The organism is Rhodococcus sp. Q (genome assembly GCF_005503035.1).
Classification (GTDB): domain Bacteria; phylum Actinomycetota; class Actinomycetes; order Mycobacteriales; family Mycobacteriaceae; genus Rhodococcus_G.
In genome coordinates this window covers 196,656-214,039 of the sequence record NZ_SCOY01000002.1, presented here as the reverse complement: position 1 = coordinate 214,039, position 17,384 = coordinate 196,656, and the positions used below count along the sequence as shown (strand labels likewise).

General features: G+C 68.5%; 16 protein-coding genes. 10 read left to right on the top strand and 6 right to left on the bottom strand.

The genetic code is table 11. The features are described 5' to 3' along the window. Positions 1-55: 55 nt before the first annotated feature. The 5 genes from FFS72_RS03260 to mptB form a co-directional block, all read right to left on the bottom strand. Positions 56-1,036 (bottom strand): COX15/CtaA family protein, encoded by a 981-nt coding sequence (locus FFS72_RS03260; protein WP_137872591.1) that lies wholly within the window; start codon positions 1,034-1,036, stop codon positions 56-58. A gap of 118 nt (positions 1,037-1,154) precedes the next feature. After that, positions 1,155-2,504 carry a hypothetical protein gene (locus FFS72_RS03255; RefSeq protein ID WP_249353114.1) on the bottom strand — a complete coding sequence of 450 codons (1,350 nt, stop codon included), beginning with the start codon at positions 2,502-2,504 and terminating at the stop codon, positions 1,155-1,157. 95 nt (positions 2,505-2,599) lie between these two features. Beyond that, entirely contained in the window at positions 2,600-3,400 is an 801-nt protein-coding gene (locus FFS72_RS03250) for an ABC transporter permease (protein ID WP_137872590.1), read from the bottom strand. Further along, positions 3,397-4,332, bottom strand: a complete 936-nt coding sequence (locus tag FFS72_RS03245; protein ID WP_050065956.1) for an ABC transporter ATP-binding protein — start codon at positions 4,330-4,332, stop codon at positions 3,397-3,399. The genes FFS72_RS03250 and FFS72_RS03245 overlap by 4 nt, the downstream gene beginning before the upstream one ends. After that, positions 4,329-6,092, bottom strand: coding sequence for a polyprenol phosphomannose-dependent alpha 1,6 mannosyltransferase MptB (mptB, locus tag FFS72_RS03240; protein ID WP_137872589.1), 1,764 nt, complete (start codon positions 6,090-6,092; stop codon positions 4,329-4,331). The genes FFS72_RS03245 and mptB overlap by 4 nt, the downstream gene beginning before the upstream one ends. A gap of 165 nt (positions 6,093-6,257) precedes the next feature. Here mptB and FFS72_RS03235 point away from each other — a divergent pair, with 165 nt between their 5' ends. The 9 genes from FFS72_RS03235 to FFS72_RS03195 all read left to right on the top strand — a co-directional run bounded on the left by FFS72_RS03235 (position 6,258) and on the right by FFS72_RS03195 (position 14,530). Next, the gene (locus tag FFS72_RS03235; protein WP_283235397.1) at positions 6,258-6,926 is read left to right on the top strand and encodes a helix-turn-helix transcriptional regulator; all 669 of its coding nucleotides are present in this window, start codon (positions 6,258-6,260) and stop codon (positions 6,924-6,926) included. A gap of 136 nt (positions 6,927-7,062) precedes the next feature. After that, positions 7,063-8,469, top strand: coding sequence for a Fe-S cluster assembly protein SufB (gene sufB / locus FFS72_RS03230; RefSeq protein WP_212744316.1), 1,407 nt, complete (start codon positions 7,063-7,065; stop codon positions 8,467-8,469). Further along, the gene (gene sufD, locus FFS72_RS03225) at positions 8,470-9,651 is read left to right on the top strand and encodes a Fe-S cluster assembly protein SufD (RefSeq protein ID WP_137872587.1); all 1,182 of its coding nucleotides are present in this window, start codon (positions 8,470-8,472) and stop codon (positions 9,649-9,651) included. Between the two features lie 51 nt (positions 9,652-9,702). Next, a complete protein-coding gene (sufC, locus tag FFS72_RS03220; RefSeq protein ID WP_050065952.1) occupies positions 9,703-10,494 on the top strand; it encodes a Fe-S cluster assembly ATPase SufC in 792 nt (263 codons plus the stop codon). Between the two features lie 5 nt (positions 10,495-10,499). Then, positions 10,500-11,804, top strand: a complete 1,305-nt coding sequence (locus FFS72_RS03215) for a cysteine desulfurase (RefSeq protein ID WP_137872586.1) — start codon at positions 10,500-10,502, stop codon at positions 11,802-11,804. 1 nt (position 11,805) lies between these two features. Further along, entirely contained in the window at positions 11,806-12,294 is a 489-nt protein-coding gene (gene sufU / locus FFS72_RS03210; protein ID WP_137872585.1) for a Fe-S cluster assembly sulfur transfer protein SufU, read from the top strand. Next, positions 12,291-12,737, top strand: coding sequence for a metal-sulfur cluster assembly factor (locus FFS72_RS03205; protein WP_283235396.1), 447 nt, complete (start codon positions 12,291-12,293; stop codon positions 12,735-12,737). Before sufU ends, FFS72_RS03205 begins: the two co-directional genes overlap by 4 nt. Before the next feature lie 213 nt (positions 12,738-12,950). Continuing rightward, a complete protein-coding gene (locus FFS72_RS03200) occupies positions 12,951-14,072 on the top strand; it encodes an NAD(P)-dependent alcohol dehydrogenase (RefSeq protein WP_137872584.1) in 1,122 nt (373 codons plus the stop codon). Next, positions 14,069-14,530: a DUF4334 domain-containing protein gene (locus tag FFS72_RS03195; RefSeq protein WP_137872583.1), complete on the top strand. Its 462-nt coding sequence runs from the start codon at positions 14,069-14,071 to the stop codon at positions 14,528-14,530. The genes FFS72_RS03200 and FFS72_RS03195 overlap by 4 nt, the downstream gene beginning before the upstream one ends. Before the next feature lie 10 nt (positions 14,531-14,540). Here the strand turns inward: FFS72_RS03195 and ku are convergent, their stop codons facing one another. Then, complete coding sequence (ku, locus tag FFS72_RS03190; RefSeq protein WP_137872582.1) at positions 14,541-15,335, bottom strand: non-homologous end joining protein Ku; 795 nt, start codon at positions 15,333-15,335, stop codon at positions 14,541-14,543. A 63-nt stretch (positions 15,336-15,398) separates the two neighbouring features. On the opposite strand from ku, the gene ligD reads away from it, so the two are divergent. Further along, entirely contained in the window at positions 15,399-17,294 is a 1,896-nt protein-coding gene (ligD, locus tag FFS72_RS03185; protein WP_137872581.1) for a non-homologous end-joining DNA ligase, read from the top strand. The last annotated feature ends 90 nt before the right edge of the window (positions 17,295-17,384 follow it).

The window sequence follows — 17,384 nt, the reverse complement described above, 5'->3', positions numbered from 1 at the left end:
GTGGCGCCGTGCCGAATGGTAATCGGCGGTATCGACAATCCGGGACGGCGGAACGTCAGTTGCTGGCGACGCCTGCGGTCGTGGGTGTCACGCCTGCGGGAGCAGGCTCTCGGACCCGGCCTGCCGCGTACAGGGCGGCGGTGGCCGCAGTACATGCGCCCGCGAGTGCCACATGGATCGTCACGAGGACCGCGGGAACATCCGTCCAGAACTGGACCAGCCCGACAGCTGCCTGCGCGAGGACCAAGCCGACAACGACCTTCATCCGCAGCGTGATCGCGGCCCGTGCACCCACCGCGTACAGCGCGAATCCGAGGCCGACCAGCAGGGACAGATACCCGACAAGCAGCTCGGCATGCAGGTGCACGAGATTCGTGATGTCCAGATCCAGGCGTGCGACGGTGCGCTCCGGCGACTTGTCGCCCGCGTGCGGACCCGCACCCGTGACCATCGTGCCCGCGACGAGAGTGCCCGCCAGCGCGACACCGGACAGTGCCGTCAGCCACCGCAACTGCTTGGGCAGCACGACCACATCGACGCCGTCATCGGGTTGGTCGATCTTGTGGACCAGGATCACCGACAGCCACACCATCGCCATCGAGACCAGCATGTGAATCGCGACCGTCCACCACAGCAGACCCGTCAGCACCGTGATGCCGCCGATCACCGCCTGCGCGACCGTCGACAGCGGCATCAGCCACGCGTAGAACAGCACCTCGCGCCGCCGGGCGGCACGGGTGACGGCGATGACAACGGCTGCCGCGGTCGCCACCACCACGAAGGTGAGCAGGCGGTTGCCGAACTCGACCGCTTGATGGAACCACGGCGCGGTGGACGTCCCCGTCGGCACGAAACTGCCCGGGTGGCACTGCGGCCACGTCGTGCAGCCAAGGCCCGACGCCGTCACCCGGACCACCGAACCCGTGACGGCGATACCGCCCTGACTCACGACCACCGCGATCGCGATCCACTTCTGGACCGCCAACGACGGCAGGGGCAGACGATTGACCAGGTTCACGAACCCGCGATACAGCACGCGACCGATGGTAACGACCGATCAACTACAGGCTGTCGTTGGGGCGGCACCGCCGCGGTGTCGCTGGGGCGGCACCGCCGCCGTGTCATTGGGGCGGCACCGCCGCCGTCGACTCGGTTCAGCCCGCGGCGCGGACCCGTACCAGCCCGGTGATCGTGCCCTGGAGGTAGTCACCACGCGAGGTGATCAGCGCCGACATCTGCAGGGTGTCGTTCACGATGGTCCCCGGTTCACCGGTTTCGGAGATCACGGCGCCGGTGTCGGGGTCGATCACCGCGAACGTGAAGCCGTCCAGTGGCGTCGCCAGGGGGAGACCCTTGCGCACCGCCGTGTACAGGTGCCCGTCCGCGGTGGACAGGTGCGGTACCGCCGCGCTGCGGACGGCGTTGTCCCAGACGACGCGGCAGCCGGAGTCGTCGACGTCGACGCGCGTCATGCCGCCCGCGAACGGAGCCGACGCGGGGACCGCCGGCCCGGCGCCGTCCGGGACGGTCGGATACGGGTAGCCGTAGGTGCTCGCGACGAACACCGAGTTCCCGACTCCGAGCGGCGAGTTCTCGCTACCCGGACCGCCCTGCGTGAGCACGGGGATCGTGCAGATCAGGTCGCCGGTGTCGACGCGTCGCACGAGCAGGTTCACTCGCGGATCGTCGTTGTCCACGATCGCGACGTAGTCGTGGCCGGTGTCCGGCCCGAAGTACGTCGGCGTCGACCCGGTACCCCAACTGAGCTGGCCGGGCTTGCGGGCCGGACCGCGGTCGTAGTCGTGGCGCCAGTCGATCCTCGGGGCGGCATCGGCATCGGCCGAGAGTTGATACAGGGCGTGGGTGGTGGCCACCGAGACGCCGGCAGGCGAAGCGGAGATGCTGTTCTGGACCTGCTCGCCGACGGGAAGGGTGATCGTCCGCGCGACGCCCGCGCTGTCGACGGTGCCGACGACACCTCGGCCCGTCGCGAACCAGACGTTGCCGTGCCAGTCCGGGACCAGACCGGTGACGGCATCGCCCGAGGGGACCGCCCCGGACAGGTCGACCGTCGAATCGACGAACACACTGTCCGCGGAGTGACCGATCCGCAGCAGCTGCCGGTTTCCGTCCACCGCGACGAGGCGGTTGTCGTCGTCGAGGTATGCGTACACGCCGCCGAGGAGGCTGCCCTTCGCCAGCGGGAGCGAGGCGACCGATCGAGAGCTGTCGGCGTCGAGCAGGTGCACGGTCGGTTGCTGACCCGCGATCGCCGTGCACAGTGCCACGACCCGTCCGTCCGAGCCCTCGAGAAGCGTGGGGCACGCCGAGAACAGGGGAATCTGGGTCGCACCGACCGGCCCGGTTCCGGGCCCGGGAAGCGGTGTCCCGTCCGACGACCCCGCGTCGCCGTGCATCGTGGACGTCCCGACGGGACCGAGATGCGGGTTCGGCGGCGCGAGGGGACCCCACGTGGGCGCCGCCGACGCGGTGCCGGTGAACATGGCGAGAGTCAGGACTGCGGGGACCACGATGCGCGCGGCGGTTGTCGACACCAGGGCATGATTCCGCCGCACGCGCGGGGAGTCGCTATTTCCGCTCAGGTGAATTTGAACAGCCGCACGGCCAACCATGCCCCGGCTGCACCCCACGCCACCATCACGACGATCGCGAAGACGTCCACCGACCCCGTCAGTCCCTGGTCCAGCGCTTCCGCGAACGCTCCCGACGGGACGAGCCGCGCGAGGGTGTGCAGCGCGTCGGGGATTCCGTCTCCGCCGAACACGACCGCACCGATGCCCGCCATGACGAACCACAGGACGTTGGCCAGCGCGAGGACGATCTCGGCCTTGAGTGTTCCGCCGAGCAGCAGCCCGAGGGCCGCGAACATGACGGTGCCGAGGGCGATCACGACGACCCCGAACAGCAGGCCGACGACCTCGGGGCGCCAACCGAGCGCGAAGCCGATGGCGCCGAGCACGATCATCTGGATCGCGACGACGATCGCCACTGCGGCGCTCTTGCCTGCGATGATGCCCCACCTGGGCAGGGGAGTGGCGCCCAGCCGCTTCAACGCTCCGTAGCGTCGGTCGAACCCGACGGCGATCGCCTGACCGGTGAACGCCGTGGACATGACGGCCACCATCATCACCGCGGGCATCACCCGGTTCACCCGGGGATCACCGAGGTCACCGAACGGCAGCAGCGTCAGGCCGATCAGCAGAGTGATCGGGATGAACATCGTCAGGAGCAGCTGCTCGCCGTTGCGGAGCAGCAGCGTCAGTTCCAGCTTCGTCTGCGCGGCGAGCATCCGCGCGCGCGGCGCCGGCCTGGGATCGGGGGCGAACGTCCCCGCGGTGAAGCGGTTGTCGGCCCGCCGATCGGCGTGGGACATGCTCATCCCCTCAACTCCCGTCCGGTCAGGTCGAGGAAGACGTCCTCGAGGCGGCGCTGGTCGACGCGAATCTCCGTGACGAGGACGCCCTGGTCGGCGCACCACGTGGTCACCGCGACGAGCACGCTCGGATCGATGTCGCCTTCGACGACGTAACTGCCCGGCGTCGCCTCACTCGGTGTGAAACCGGCGGGTAGTGCCGCGGCGAGCGTCGTCAGATCCAGGTTCTCGGGCGCGGTGAACTGGAGTTGCCCCGCGGCGCCGTGTCGGGTGAGTTCGTGCGGAGTGCCCTCCGCGACGACACGGCCGTGGTCGATGATCACGAGGCGGTCGGCGAGGGCTTCCGCCTCGTCCATCAGATGGGTGGTCAACAGAATCGAGACGCCGTCGCGGCGCAGGGCCTCGATCAGCTCCCACACCATCAGCCGGGCCTGGGCGTCGAGTCCGGCCGTCGGCTCGTCGAGGAACACCAGTTCGGGGCGTCCGACGAGGGCGCACGCGAGCGCGAGGCGCTGCTGCTGTCCACCGGACAATCGGCGGTACGGAGTGCGGACCGAGTCGGTCAGGCCGAGTTCGCGCAGCAGCCACGCCGGATCGAGGGGGTTCGCCGAGTAGGCGGCGACGAGGTCGAGCATCTCGCCGGCCTTCGACCCCGGGTACGCGCCGCCGCCCTGCAACATGACACCGATCCGTGCCCGGACCTGTGCGGACGCGGTGACCGGATCGAGCCCGAACACGCGGACGGTGCCGCTGTCGGGTCGCCCGAACCCCTCGCACATTTCGACGGTGGTGGTCTTTCCCGCACCGTTCGGTCCTAGCAGCGCCAGGACCTGGCCACGTTCGAGGGTCAGGTCGAGGCCGTCCACGGCTCGGATGCCGTCGAACGCCTTCACGACACCGTCGAGATGCAGTACGGGAGTGGACAGGGATGAACTCACGGGACCTCAGCGTAGGCGTCGCCCGAACGCGTTCCGTCCGATGCCCCGGTGTCGGCCCGCCACGGGAGTGTGTTGCGGGTCGCCGCGATGATCGAACCGCAGACGAGGATCGTCGCGATCGCGGCCTGCACGATGATGAACGGCGCGTACTCGCCGCCGTTCGGCATCACGATCAGGCTGACCACCGACGAGAACGCGATCGCGGGGATGCGGAACACGGGTCGGGTCGCCCACGCGGCGAGCGGGATCACCGCCCACAGCAGGTACCAGGGCTGCACGACCGGGAACAACAGAACGAGGAATCCGAGGGAAACGCCGAGCGCGCCGATCGGGTGGATTCGCCCGACGAGCACGGCGATGAGCATGCGCAGCGCCACGAAAGCCGCAGCCAGGGACGCGATCGGGCGGGTGAGGCTCAGCACGGCGGTGGTGTGGTCGCCGAGCCCGAGCAGGACGCCCACCAGGCCGGTTCCGAGGCCGAGCAGGGTCGGCAACGACATCCAGCTGCGGACCTCGTTGGCGGTGCCGAGGGTGTCGGGGCTGAGCCAGCCGAAGCCGAGGCCGCTCACGAGGCTGACGGCGAGGATGACGGTCGTCGTCACCGCGAGGAGCAGCGCCGCGGCGGCGCACACCGACCGGAAGGTGCCGCCCCACCGCCGGGCCAGCGCCATGCCGAGGAAGCCCAGTGCGAGCAGTGTGGGAATTTTCACAGTCGCGGACAGGGCGATCAGGGCGGCTCCGGCCAGCAGCAGCGCCAGTGCGCGCCGCTCGGCGGGTGACCCGCGGAGCCGGAACCGGACGTCGGGTGGACTCTCGATGGCACGCAGCGCGATCTCGATGCCTGCGAGCATCAAGCCGAGCATGAGCGCTTCGTTGTGGATGCCGGCGACCAGGTGGAACAGCAGCAGGGGGTTCGCTGCGCCGAGCCACAGCGCTGCGACGGGCGCGACGCCACACCTGCGGGCGAGGCGGGGCAACGCCCACACGATCAGCGCGACGCCCGCGAGGGCGACCATGCGGTGCAGGAAGATCCCCGCGACGATGTTCTCGCCGGTCAGCGCGGAGATGCCCTTGCCGATCCAGATGAAGAGCGGCCCGTAGGGGGCGGGGGTGTCCCGCCAGATGGTGGGCACGGTCCGCGTCAGGACATGGTCGACGCCGAGCGCCTGAGCAGGACCGATGGCGTAGGGGTCGAGGCCGCGCGCGGCGATCTCCGACTGTGCGAGGTACGAGTAGACGTCCTTGCTGAACATCGGGGGCGCGATCGCGAGCGGGACGATCCACAGCAGCAGGGTGCGGTCGAGTTGGGACCGGGTGAGGCGGCGGACCGGGGAACCGCCACGGAAGGTACCGATGACGAATCGGCCGAGCAGCAGCCACGCCAGCACCACCATGGCACTGCCCGTCATCGTCAGGGTCAGAGCGACACTCGGCATGCGTGCGGGCAGGCCGAGGAGGCGAAGTCCCTGAACCGGGTTCTGCAGTACCGGCTGCGCGCCTGCGCCCAGCGCACCGAGTGCCATGAGGAGCGCGCCTGTGGCGCCGAACCGCCGGACGCCACGCAGCTGGGCGGTCTCCCTGGCGTTCAGTCCGGGTGCTTCGGCCTCGTCCCCGTGGAGGCTGGCGACGGCGAATCCCTCGTGATCCCGGTCGAGACCGAGGGCACGACGAACCAGCGTCGCGGCCCGCGCCGTCCGAGTAGGAGGAGCGGTGAGCGTCTCGTGGCCACCGTTCTCCGGTGTGTCGTCCGTCTGCGGCACAGGTGAAGCGTAGCGGTGTTACTCAGGGCACCCTTGCTGGACCGCCCTCGCGAATTCCGTCACACTGGTGTTGTGAAAACGGTCCGCGGGCACTCTGAGTGCGACGAAAGCGCAGGTTACGCACCTGATGCTGCGTCCCGTTCGGTCGTTGCTCCCGCTACCGTCATGGCCCCCGAGGGGCACACCCGCGCCGCGGTGGTGAAGCTGCTCCTCGAACAGGGTCCGATCACGGCCACGGAGATCGGAGCCGAACTCGGGCTCAGTGCGGCAGGCGTGCGCCGTCACCTCGATGTCCTCATCGATGCAGGCGAAGCCAGGTCGACCCGCTCCGCGGCATGGCAGCAGAAGGGTCGCGGCAGGCCGGCCAAGCAGTTCCAGCTCACCGCGGCGGGGCGCTCACGACTCGGGCACTCCTACGACGACCTCGCGGGCGCCGCGATGCGTCAGCTCCGGGAGATCGGCGGTGAGGCCGCGATCACCGAGTTCGCGCGTCGCCGCGTGCAGACGATCGTCGCCGACATCGATCCCGCCACCGGGCACGACGTCGACGAGGTGGAGCAGACCGCCGACGCCATCGCGGACGCGTTCACCACGGCCGGATTCGCCGCGACGACCCGTCCCGTCGGCAACGGAGTCCAGATCTGCCAGCATCACTGCCCGGTCGCGCACGTCGCGTCCGAGTTCCCAGAACTGTGCGAGGCGGAGACCCAGGCGTTCGCCGAACTCCTCGGCACGCACGTCCAGCGGCTCGCAACCATCGTCAACGGAGACTGCGCGTGCACCACGCACGTGCCGCTGGTGGCGCCCGCAGCAAAGCACCAGGAAGCGACCTGACCGCCGCCGAAGATCCGACCCGCCCCCAGAAACGTCACATTCCGCCGGTGCCCAGCCTGTACCGGTACGCAACAAGACTCCGGAAGGAGCTCGCATGACCGTCACTCAAGACCAGACAGCCGGTGGCTCGCAGGCCATGACGCAGGACGAGACCATTGCCTCGCTCGGTCACTACGGCTACGGCTGGTCCGATTCGGACGTTGCAGGTGCCAGCGCCCAGCGCGGCCTGTCCGAGGCTGTCGTACGGGACATCTCCGCGAAGAAGAACGAGCCCGAGTGGATGCTCGACATCCGGCTCAAGGCGCTCGCGACCTTCGACAAGAAGCCGATGCCGAACTGGGGCTCGAACCTCGACGGCATCGACTTCGACAACATCAAGTACTTCGTGCGGTCCAGTGAGAAGCAGGCCGAGTCCTGGGAGGACCTGCCCGAGGACATCAAGAACACGTACGACAAGCTGGGCATCCCGGAGGCGGAGAAGCAGCGCCTCGTCGCCGGCGTCGCGGCGCAGTACGAGTCCGAGGTCGTCTACCACTCGATCCGTGAGGATCTCGAGAAGCAGGGCGTGATCTTCCTCGACACGGACACCGGTCTGCGCGAGCACCCGGAGATCTTCAAGGAGTACTTCGGCTCCGTCATCCCGGCGGGCGACAACAAGTTCTCCGCGCTGAACACCGCCGTGTGGTCGGGCGGCTCGTTCATCTACGTCCCTCCGGGCGTCCACGTGGACATCCCGCTTCAGGCCTACTTCCGGATCAACACCGAGAACATGGGCCAGTTCGAGCGGACGCTGATCATCGTCGACGAGAACGCCTCCGTGCACTACGTCGAGGGCTGCACCGCGCCGATCTACAAGTCCGACTCGCTGCACTCCGCGGTCGTCGAGATCATCGTGAAGAAGGGCGGCCACTGCCGCTACACCACGATCCAGAACTGGTCGAACAACGTCTACAACCTCGTGACCAAGCGCACCAAGGTCGACGCGGGCGGTTCCATGGAGTGGATCGACGGAAACATCGGCTCCAAGGTCACGATGAAGTACCCGGCCGTGTGGATGATGGGCGAGCACGCCCGCGGCGAGGTGCTGTCGGTGGCGTTCGCAGGCGAGGGCCAGCACCAGGACACCGGCGCGAAGATGCTGCACCTGGCGCCGCACACGTCCTCGACCATCGTGTCGAAGTCCGTCGCCCGGGGTGGTGGACGCGCCTCCTACCGTGGCCTCGTCAAGGTCAACAAGGGTGCGCACGGGTCGAAGTCGACCGTCAAGTGTGACGCGCTGCTGGTCGACCAGATCTCGCGTTCCGACACGTACCCGTACGTCGACATCCGCGAGGACGACGTGTCGATGGGTCACGAGGCCACTGTCTCCAAGGTGTCTGAGGACCAGTTGTTCTACCTGATGAGCCGCGGCCTCACCGAGGACGAGGCGATGGCAATGGTGGTGCGCGGGTTCGTCGAGCCCATCGCCAAGGAGCTGCCGATGGAGTACGCCCTCGAGCTCAACCGCCTGATCGAACTGCAGATGGAAGGGGCGGTCGGCTAAGTGAGCTCCGTCAACAACACAGCCGTCGCGGCCGAGGCCCGTACACCGGCTGTCAACAAGGGTGAGGTCTTCACGTCGTTCGACGTGAACGCGTTCGAGATTCCGGGTGGCCGCGACGAGGTGTGGCGGTTCACGCCGCTGCGTCGTCTCCGCGGCCTGCACGACGGCACCGCCGTCCGCACCGCGACGGCGACGGTCGAGGTGTCCGCACACGACGGCGTCACCGTCGAAACCGTCGGGCGCGACGACGCGCGCCTCGGTCAGGGTGGCGTTCCCGCGGACCGGGTTGCCGCCCAGGCGTATTCGGGATTCGAGTCGGCGACCGTCGTCACGGTCGGTGCCGAACGCGAGATCGCCGAGGCGGTCAACATCGTCGTCACCGGCCCCGGCGTCGACCAGGTCGCCTTCGGGCACATCCAGATCCGCCTCGAGCAGTTCGCGAACGCGACGGTCGTCCTCGACCAGCGGGGCAGTGGAACCTACGCGGAGAACGTCGAGTTCGTTCTCGCCGACAGCGCGAAGCTGACGGTGGTCGCGGTGCAGGACTGGGCCGACGACGCCGTGCACGCCGCCGCTCATCACGCCCGCATCGGCCGCGACGCGGTGCTGCGCTACACGGCCGTCACGCTCGGCGGCGACGTCGTCCGCGTCACCCCGGTCGTGAAGTACGAGGGTCCGGGCGGCGACGCTGAACTCCTCGGCCTGTACTTCGCGGACGCCGGACAGTTCTTCGAGCACCGTCTGCTCGTCGATCACTCGCAGCCGCACTGCAAGTCGAACGTCGTCTACAAGGGCGCGCTCCAGGGCGACGTGGATTCGCACAAGCCGGACGCGCACACGGTGTGGGTCGGTGACGTGCTGATCCGCGCGGCCGCCGAGGGCACCGACACGTTCGAGCTCAACCGGAACCTGGTGCTCACCGACGGCGCCCGCGCCGATTCGGTGCCGAACCTCGAAATCGAGACCGGCGAGATCGTGGGTGCCGGGCACGCGAGCGCCACCGGCCGGTTCGACGACGAGCAGTTGTTCTACCTGCGTTCGCGGGGCATCTCCGAGGAGCAGGCACGCCGTCTCGTCGTGCGCGGCTTCTTCCACGAGATCATCCAGAAGATCGCCGTCCCCGAGGTGCGTGAGCGTCTCGAAGCCGCCATCGAGGTCGAGCTCGCCGCAGTCGGCGTCTGAGCCGCACGCCGAGTTCGTCGCCGCCACAACACTTCTCAAAGGAATTTTGGAATGACTACTCCTGAAACCTCCGTTCTGGAGATCAAGGACCTGCACGTCCGCGTCGCGCAGACCGACGAGAACGCCGAGCCGATCAACATTCTCAAGGGCGTCAACCTGACGGTGCGCTCGGGTGAGACGCACGCGATCATGGGCCCCAACGGCTCCGGCAAGTCGACCCTGTCGTACGCCATCGCGGGCCACCCCAAGTACGAGATCACCTCGGGCAGCATCACGCTGAACGGTGAGGACGTTCTGGAGATGAGCGTCGACGAGCGGGCCCGCGCCGGCCTGTTCCTCGCGATGCAGTACCCCGTCGAGGTGCCTGGCGTCTCGATGTCGAACTTCCTGCGCACCGCCGCCACCTCGGTCCGCGGCGAGGCCCCGAAGCTGCGGCACTGGGTCAAGGAGGTCAAGGGCGCGATGACCGAGCTCGAGATCGACCCCGCGTTCAGCGAGCGGTCCGTCAACGAGGGCTTCTCCGGCGGCGAGAAGAAGCGCCACGAGATCCTGCAGCTCGGTTTGCTCAAGCCGAAGATCGCGATCCTCGACGAGACCGACTCCGGCCTCGACGTCGACGCGCTCCGCATCGTCTCCGAGGGCGTGAACCGCTACCAGGAGCGCGAGCACGGCGGCGTCCTGCTGATCACGCACTACACCCGAATCCTGCGCTACATCAAGCCGCAGTTCGTGCACGTGTTCGTCGGTGGCCAGGTCGTCGAGTCCGGCGGACCCGAGCTGGCCGACGAGCTCGAGGCCAACGGCTACGTGCGCTTCACGCAGGCCGCAGCGGCGGGAGCCTGACTTTCATGACCAGCACGGCGGCGGCGCTCGACGTCACCAGCATCCGCAAGGACTTCCCGATCCTGGCCCGTACGGTCCGGGACGGGAAGCCCCTGGTCTACCTCGACTCGGGGGCGACCTCGCAGCGGCCGGTGCAGGTTCTCGACGCCGAGCGTGAGTTCCTGACGACCTGCAACGCTGCGGTGCACCGCGGTGCCCACCAGCTCGCCGAGGAGGCGACCGACGCCTACGAGGACGCGCGCGCGTCGATCGCCCGTTTCGTCGGCGCGGACGCGGACGAGTTGGCATTCACGAAGAACGCGACCGAGGCGCTGAACCTGGTCACCTACGTGCTCGGCGACGACCGGTTCGACCGCCACGTCGGTCCGGGCGACGAGATCGTCATCACCGAGCTCGAACACCACGCGAACCTCGTTCCGTGGCAGGAGCTCGCCCGGCGCACGGGTGCGACCCTGCGCTGGTACGGCGTCACCGACGACGGACGCATCGACCTCGATTCGCTCGAATTGACGGACTCCGTGAAGGTCGTCTCGTTCACCCACCAGTCCAACGTGACCGGCGCCGTCGCTCCCGTCGAGGAACTGGTGCGGCGGGCACGCGCGGTGGGGGCGCTGGTCGTGCTCGACGCCTGCCAGTCGGTGCCGCACATGGCAGTCGACTTCCACGCGCTCGACGTCGACTACGCGGCGTTCTCCGGCCACAAGATGCTCGGCCCGTCCGGTGTCGGCGTGCTCTACGGCAAGCGGGAACTGCTCGCGGCGATGCCGCCGTTCATCACGGGCGGTTCGATGATCGAGACGGTGACGATGGAGGCCAGCACCTACGCGGCTCCGCCGCAGCGTTTCGAGGCGGGCGTGCCGATGACCTCGCAGGTCGTCGGCCTCGGTGCCGCGGTGCGCTATCTCGAGGCGATCGGCATGGACGCCGTCGCGGCGCACGAGCACGAGCTCACCGCGCTCACGCTCGACCTGCTCGGCGCGATCCCCGGGGTCCGGATCGTCGGACCGACGACCACCGAGAACCGCGGCGGTGCCGTGTCCTTCGTGGTCGACGGCATCCACGCCCACGACCTCGGTCAGATCCTCGACGACGAGGGTGTCGCGATCCGCGTCGGACACCACTGCGCGTGGCCGCTGCACCGGAAGTTCGGTGTCGCTGCGACCGCGCGGGCGTCGTTCGCGGTCTACAACACCGAAGACGAGGTGCGGGCGCTCGCGGCGGCAATCCGGCGTGCCCAGGAATTCTTCGGAACCCACGAGGCGTTGCAGGAGCCGAGGGAAGACGGCAGCACGATCGACGGGGCGTCCTGACATGCGGATGGAGCAGATGTACCAGGAAGTGATCCTGGATCACTACAAGCATCCGCACGGCCGGGGCCTGCGGGAACCGTTCGGTGCCGAGGTGCACCACGTCAACCCGACCTGCGGTGACGAGGTCACCCTGCGGGTCCACGTCACCGACGACGGACGCGTCGGCGACGTCTCGTACGACGGCCAGGGCTGCTCGATCAGCCAGGCTGCGACGTCGGTGCTCACCGACCAGGTGACGGGAATGCCGGTCCGGGAAGCTCTCGACGTCGTCGAGGCGTTCAACGAGATGATCACCAGCCGGGGCGCCGTCGAGGGAGACGAGGACGTGCTCGGTGACGGCATCGCGTTCGTGGGTGTCGCGAAGTACCCCGCACGCGTGAAGTGCGCACTGCTGGGATGGATGGCGTTCAAGGACGCGGTCGTACAAATTGTCGATGACGACGCGGCGGGGGAGAGCGTGCCCGCCGGGACCGGAGGAGTTACATCATGAGTGACACACAGGCGGACGTCACCGGTGTCGACGCCGTTGTCGAGACGGCGGCCGTCGACGCGGCTTCCGGCGAGGAGACCGCCGGCGAGGTGGCCGCTCCGGTGGAGCTGACCGCCGAGCAGCAGGCATTCGTCGACGACATCGAGGAAGCGATGCGCGACGTCGTGGATCCTGAACTCGGCATCAACGTCGTCGATCTCGGTCTCGTGTACGGCATTTCCGTCGACGAGTCCGAGGAGACCGTCGCGATCGTCGACATGACGCTCACGTCGGCGGCATGCCCGCTGACGGATGTGATCGAGGAGCAGGCACGTGGCGCGCTGGTGAAGAGCGGCCTCGTCGACGATCTGAAGCTCAACTGGGTGTGGCTGCCGCCGTGGGGCCCGGACAAGATCACCGAGGACGGACGCGAACAGTTGCGCGCACTCGGATTCACGGTCTGACCGCGTGATTTCGAACAACTGAAAACGAGAAGGTCCCGCCGATCCCCTGTGTCGGCGGGACCTTCTCGTCTGCGCACCGCGCGCCGGTAAGTTAATCACTATTCGCGGCTCGTGTCGATAACGTCATTCGGTTGGAGCAGTTCCCTGGCCGATTGTCGTCGGCGCTACACTCGCAGCGAAGTTAATCGCTGTTCGCAATGTTTGAGGAGTGTGGTGGGTAGAACTGCTCGTGCTGCCGTTCTCGGGGCCTACGGTGAGCCGCTGGAGATCCGCGACGTCGAAGTGGGTGATCTGCGAGACGACGAGGTGCTCGTACGGATAGCCGGAGTCGGCATCTGTCACACCGATCTCACGGCCGCGGCCGGCGGCGTTCCCGTTCCCGTCCCCGCAGTGCTGGGCCACGAGGGTTCGGGCGTGGTGGAGGCGGTCGGCAGCGCCGTGGACGCCCTGGTCCCCGGGGATCACGTGCTGCTCAGCTATTCGGCGTGCCGCGACTGCATCAACTGCGCCAACGGGCACCCGGCGTACTGCACGCGATTCGCGCTCCGGAACTACTCCGGTCGCCGCGCCGATGGCAGCACGACCCTGTCGATGAATTCGGTTGCACTGCACGGCAACTGGTTCGGTCAGTCCTCCTTCGCGACGCACGCCGTTGTTGCTGCGTCCGACGCGGTCCAGGTCGCAGGCGACCTGCCGATCGAACTCCTGGGCCCGCTCGGCTGCGGCATCCAGACCGGCGCGGGTGCGGTGCTGCGGGTGCTGCGTCCTCGCACGGGCTCGTCCATCGTCGTATTCGGCGGCGGGGCGGTCGGACTGGCTGCCGTGTTGGCCGCGGTGATTGCCGAATGCTCGACGATCGTTGTCGTCGATCCGCTGCCCACACGGCGGGAACTGGCGCTCACCCTCGGCGCGACCGCGGTGTTCGACAGCGCCGAACCCGACCTCGCGAAAAAACTGCGTGCGGCGACCGGCGGCGGCGCGGACCACTCCGTCGATGCCGTCAGCACACCCGAGGTACTGGCCACCGCGGTGGCGGTGCTGCGATCGCCCGGCAGTTGCGTGACCGTCGGACTGCGCGGCGGCCGCAACCCCGTGACACTCGACCAGTCGGCGCTCCTGATGGGCCGGAGCGTCACCGGTGTCATCGAGGGTGACGCGGACCCACAGCAGTTCCTGCCGGAACTGATCGCGCTGTGGCGGGCTGGAAAGTTCCCGTTCGACAAGCTGATCACCACATTCGACTTCGACGACCTGCCTGCCGCGCTGGAGGCAACCCGCTCCGGTGCGGCGGTCAAACCCGTACTCACGTTCGCATCCTCGGAAGGACAGGCATGAACCACCACGATCAGGTCGAGAAGTTGCTCGCGGCCGAGAGCGTCGACCCGCGGGAACTGGACGAGCTGTGGGCGGCCCTGCCGGTCGTGCACATCGACGAGCTCTCCGGCCGGTGGCGAGGACGCGGATTCCGCACCGGACACCACACGGAACAGCTGCTCGAGAAGACCCGCTGGTACGGCAAGACGTTCGGATCGCGCTTCGACGTGCAGCCGCTGGTGTGCCGCGGCGAGGACGGCGAGCTGTTCTCCGACGTCAAGGGCGGCAAGGGCGTCGCCAGTCTCTGGATGGTCGAGTTCCGCGGCGAGGTGACCGCGACGATGGTCTACGACGGCATGCCGGTGTTCGACCACTTCAAGCGGGTCGGCCCCGACACCCTCATCGGTGTGATGAACGGCAAGGGCGTCCTGGACAACGGAGAGCACTACTGGTTCGCGCTCGACCGCGACACCGAATAGTCCGGCGGGATCAGCCGGCTGCGGACTTCTTCGCCTCGTCGACGCTGCGCTGCAGTGCGGCGACGAGGTCGACCACCTCGGCGTCGGCCTCCTGGCCCGCGCCGGTGGGGAGGCTGACCTTCTCGCCGCCGTTCGCGATCGTCTCGTCCAGGAGCTTCTGCAGTTGGATCTGGTAGTCGTCGGTGTACGACTCCGGATGGAAGTCCTCGGACATCGAGTCGACGAGCATCGTCGCCATCGCGAGTTCCTTCTCCGACGGCGACGATGCCTCGTCGAGGGACCCGAAGTCGGCGGCGCGGACCTCGTCCGGCCACAGCAGGGTCTGCACCACCAGTACGCCGTCACGCACCCGCAGCGCCGCGAGTCGGGTGCGCTGGCGGAGCGTGAAGTGCACGAGCGCGGTGCGTTCGCTGTCGGTCAGGGTCGACGCGAGGAGCTGGTACGCCTTGGGGGACGCGGAGTCCGGCTCCAGGAAGTAGCTCTTCTCGAACAGGATCGGGTCGATCTGGTCGGACGGGACGAACTGCAGGACCGGGATCTCGTGCTTCTCCGCCGCGGGGAGCTTCTCGAAGTCCTCGTCGGTGAGGACCACCTGGGCGCCGTCGTCGGAGATGTAGGCCCGGTCGATGTCCGCGTACTGCACGACCTGACCGCATTCGCTGCACACACGGTTGTACTTGATGCGTCCGCCGTCCTTGCCGTGGACCTGGTGGAACCTGATGTCGTGGTCCTCGGTGGCGGAATAGACCTTCACCGGGACGTTCACCAGACCGAACGCGATGGAGCCTTTCCATATCGACCGCATCACCCCATGATGGTCCATACTGTGTGATCAGGCCAGGTGTGGCGAATCGGTGGGCGGGTGCTGATGGCGCACAACACTGCGGTCCGGGTCGGAAATCGACGCCTGACCCTGACGAATCTCGACAAGGTGCTGTACCCGGACTCGGGCACGACGAAGGCCGAGGTCCTGCAGTACTTCACCGAGGTCGGGCCCGCGCTGGTGCCGTTGCTGACGGGGCGTCCACTGACCCGGAAGCGGTGGCCGGACGGAACCGCCGCCGACCCCTTCTTCCAGAAGAACGTCGAGGCGGCGACCCCCGACTGGATATCTCGGCACACGCTCACGCAGGGTTCGCGGACCGTCGTGTATCCCGAGGTCGCCGAGCTCGCGGACCTCGTCTACTTCGCGCAGTCCGGAGCACTCGAGTTCCACGTCCCGCAATGGCGGTTCGCGCCCGACGGATCGCCCGGGAACCCCGACCGGCTGGTGATCGACCTCGACCCGGGGCCGGGCGTGACGCTCGACGAGTGCGCGCAGGTGGCGTTGCGGGTGCGGGAGCGACTGCAGGCCCGCGGTCTCGATGCGCTGCCGGTGACCAGCGGCAGCAAGGGGATTCACCTGTACGCGGGCGTCGGCGACGGGTGGACGTCACGGCGCTGCTCCGAGGTCGCGAAGGAGATCGCCGTCGAACTCGAACGGCAGACCCCGGAGCGGGTGACGTCGACGATGTCCAAGGCGGTGCGCGCGGGGAAGGTGTTCGTCGACTGGAGCCAGAACTCGGCCACCAAGACCACCATCTCGCCGTACTCCCTGCGCGGCACCGCGCAACCGACCGCGGCGGCGCCCCGTGCCTGGGCGGAGCTCACGAAACCGGGTCTGCGCCAACTGGACTTCCACGAGGTCCTCGAGCGGCTGCGCGGCGGTGTCGCACCCGCGACCGTGCCGCGGCCGCACGAGGCGAGGCAGGCGATCGCGGGTGCCGGAGTGGTCGGCGGCCGGAACCGAGCGGAGGCGCCGATGCTGGCAACCGCCACCACGGCATCCGAGTTCGCGTCGCGCGCCGATCCCGACACCTGGGCACTGGAGTACAAGTACGACGGAATCCGGGCACTCGTGTCGTTCGGCGGCGAGGATCACCCGGTGCGTCTGACCAGCCGGAACGGCCTGGACATCGGCGTCGGGTATCCCGAGTTGCTGCATCTGCCCGCCGGGCTCGCGGGCCACACCGGGGTGCTGGACGGCGAGATCGTCGCGTTCGGCGACGACGGTGCACCGAGCTTCGGGCGGCTCCAGCAGCGGATGGGCCGGTCACGTCCACCGTCGGCGCGGGAGCGGGAGTCGAATCCGGTGGCGCTGCTGCTCTTCGACGTCCTCGAACTGGACGGGGTCTCGGTGCGGGACAAGCCGCTGCGCGATCGCCGCCGCGTGCTCGAGGCGATCAGGATTCCGGAGGGCGACTCCTGGCGCGTGCCGGACCTGGCGCCGCCCGACCTGGACGAGGCTCTCGACAGCAGTCGGGCGGCACACATGGAAGGCCTGGTCGCGAAGCGATGGGACAGTGGCTACCGATCGGGTCGCTCGTCGGTGTGGCTCAAGCTCAAGCATTTCCGGACGTGTGAGGTGGTGATCGGGGGCTGGCTGCCGGGGGAGGGCGGCCGGGCGAAAGGCGTCGGCTCGGTGCTGGTGGGTCTGCCTGCGGGCCCGGGACGGCTGCGCTACCTCGGCCGGGTCGGCAGCGGCATGTCGGACGCCACGCTCGGTCGCCTGCGCGACCTCGTGGCGGAGACGGCGTCGGACGACTCGCCTTTCGGGGACACCGTGCCCGCCGCGGATGCTCGGTCGGCGCGCTGGGTGCGTCCGGAAACGGTTGCGGAAGTGCGTTACTCGGAGCTGACGGACGACGGCAGGCTGCGGCACCCCGTGTGGCGGGGCCTGCGACCGGACAAGGGGCCGGGTGACCTCGAGGGTGTGCCCGAGTAGCGAAGCCGTGTCGGTGGCGGTTGATACATTCGACCCGTCGTGGGCGGCTGGCTTCGGGCAGTGCTCTTGTGCGTTCTGTCCGAAAGGTTT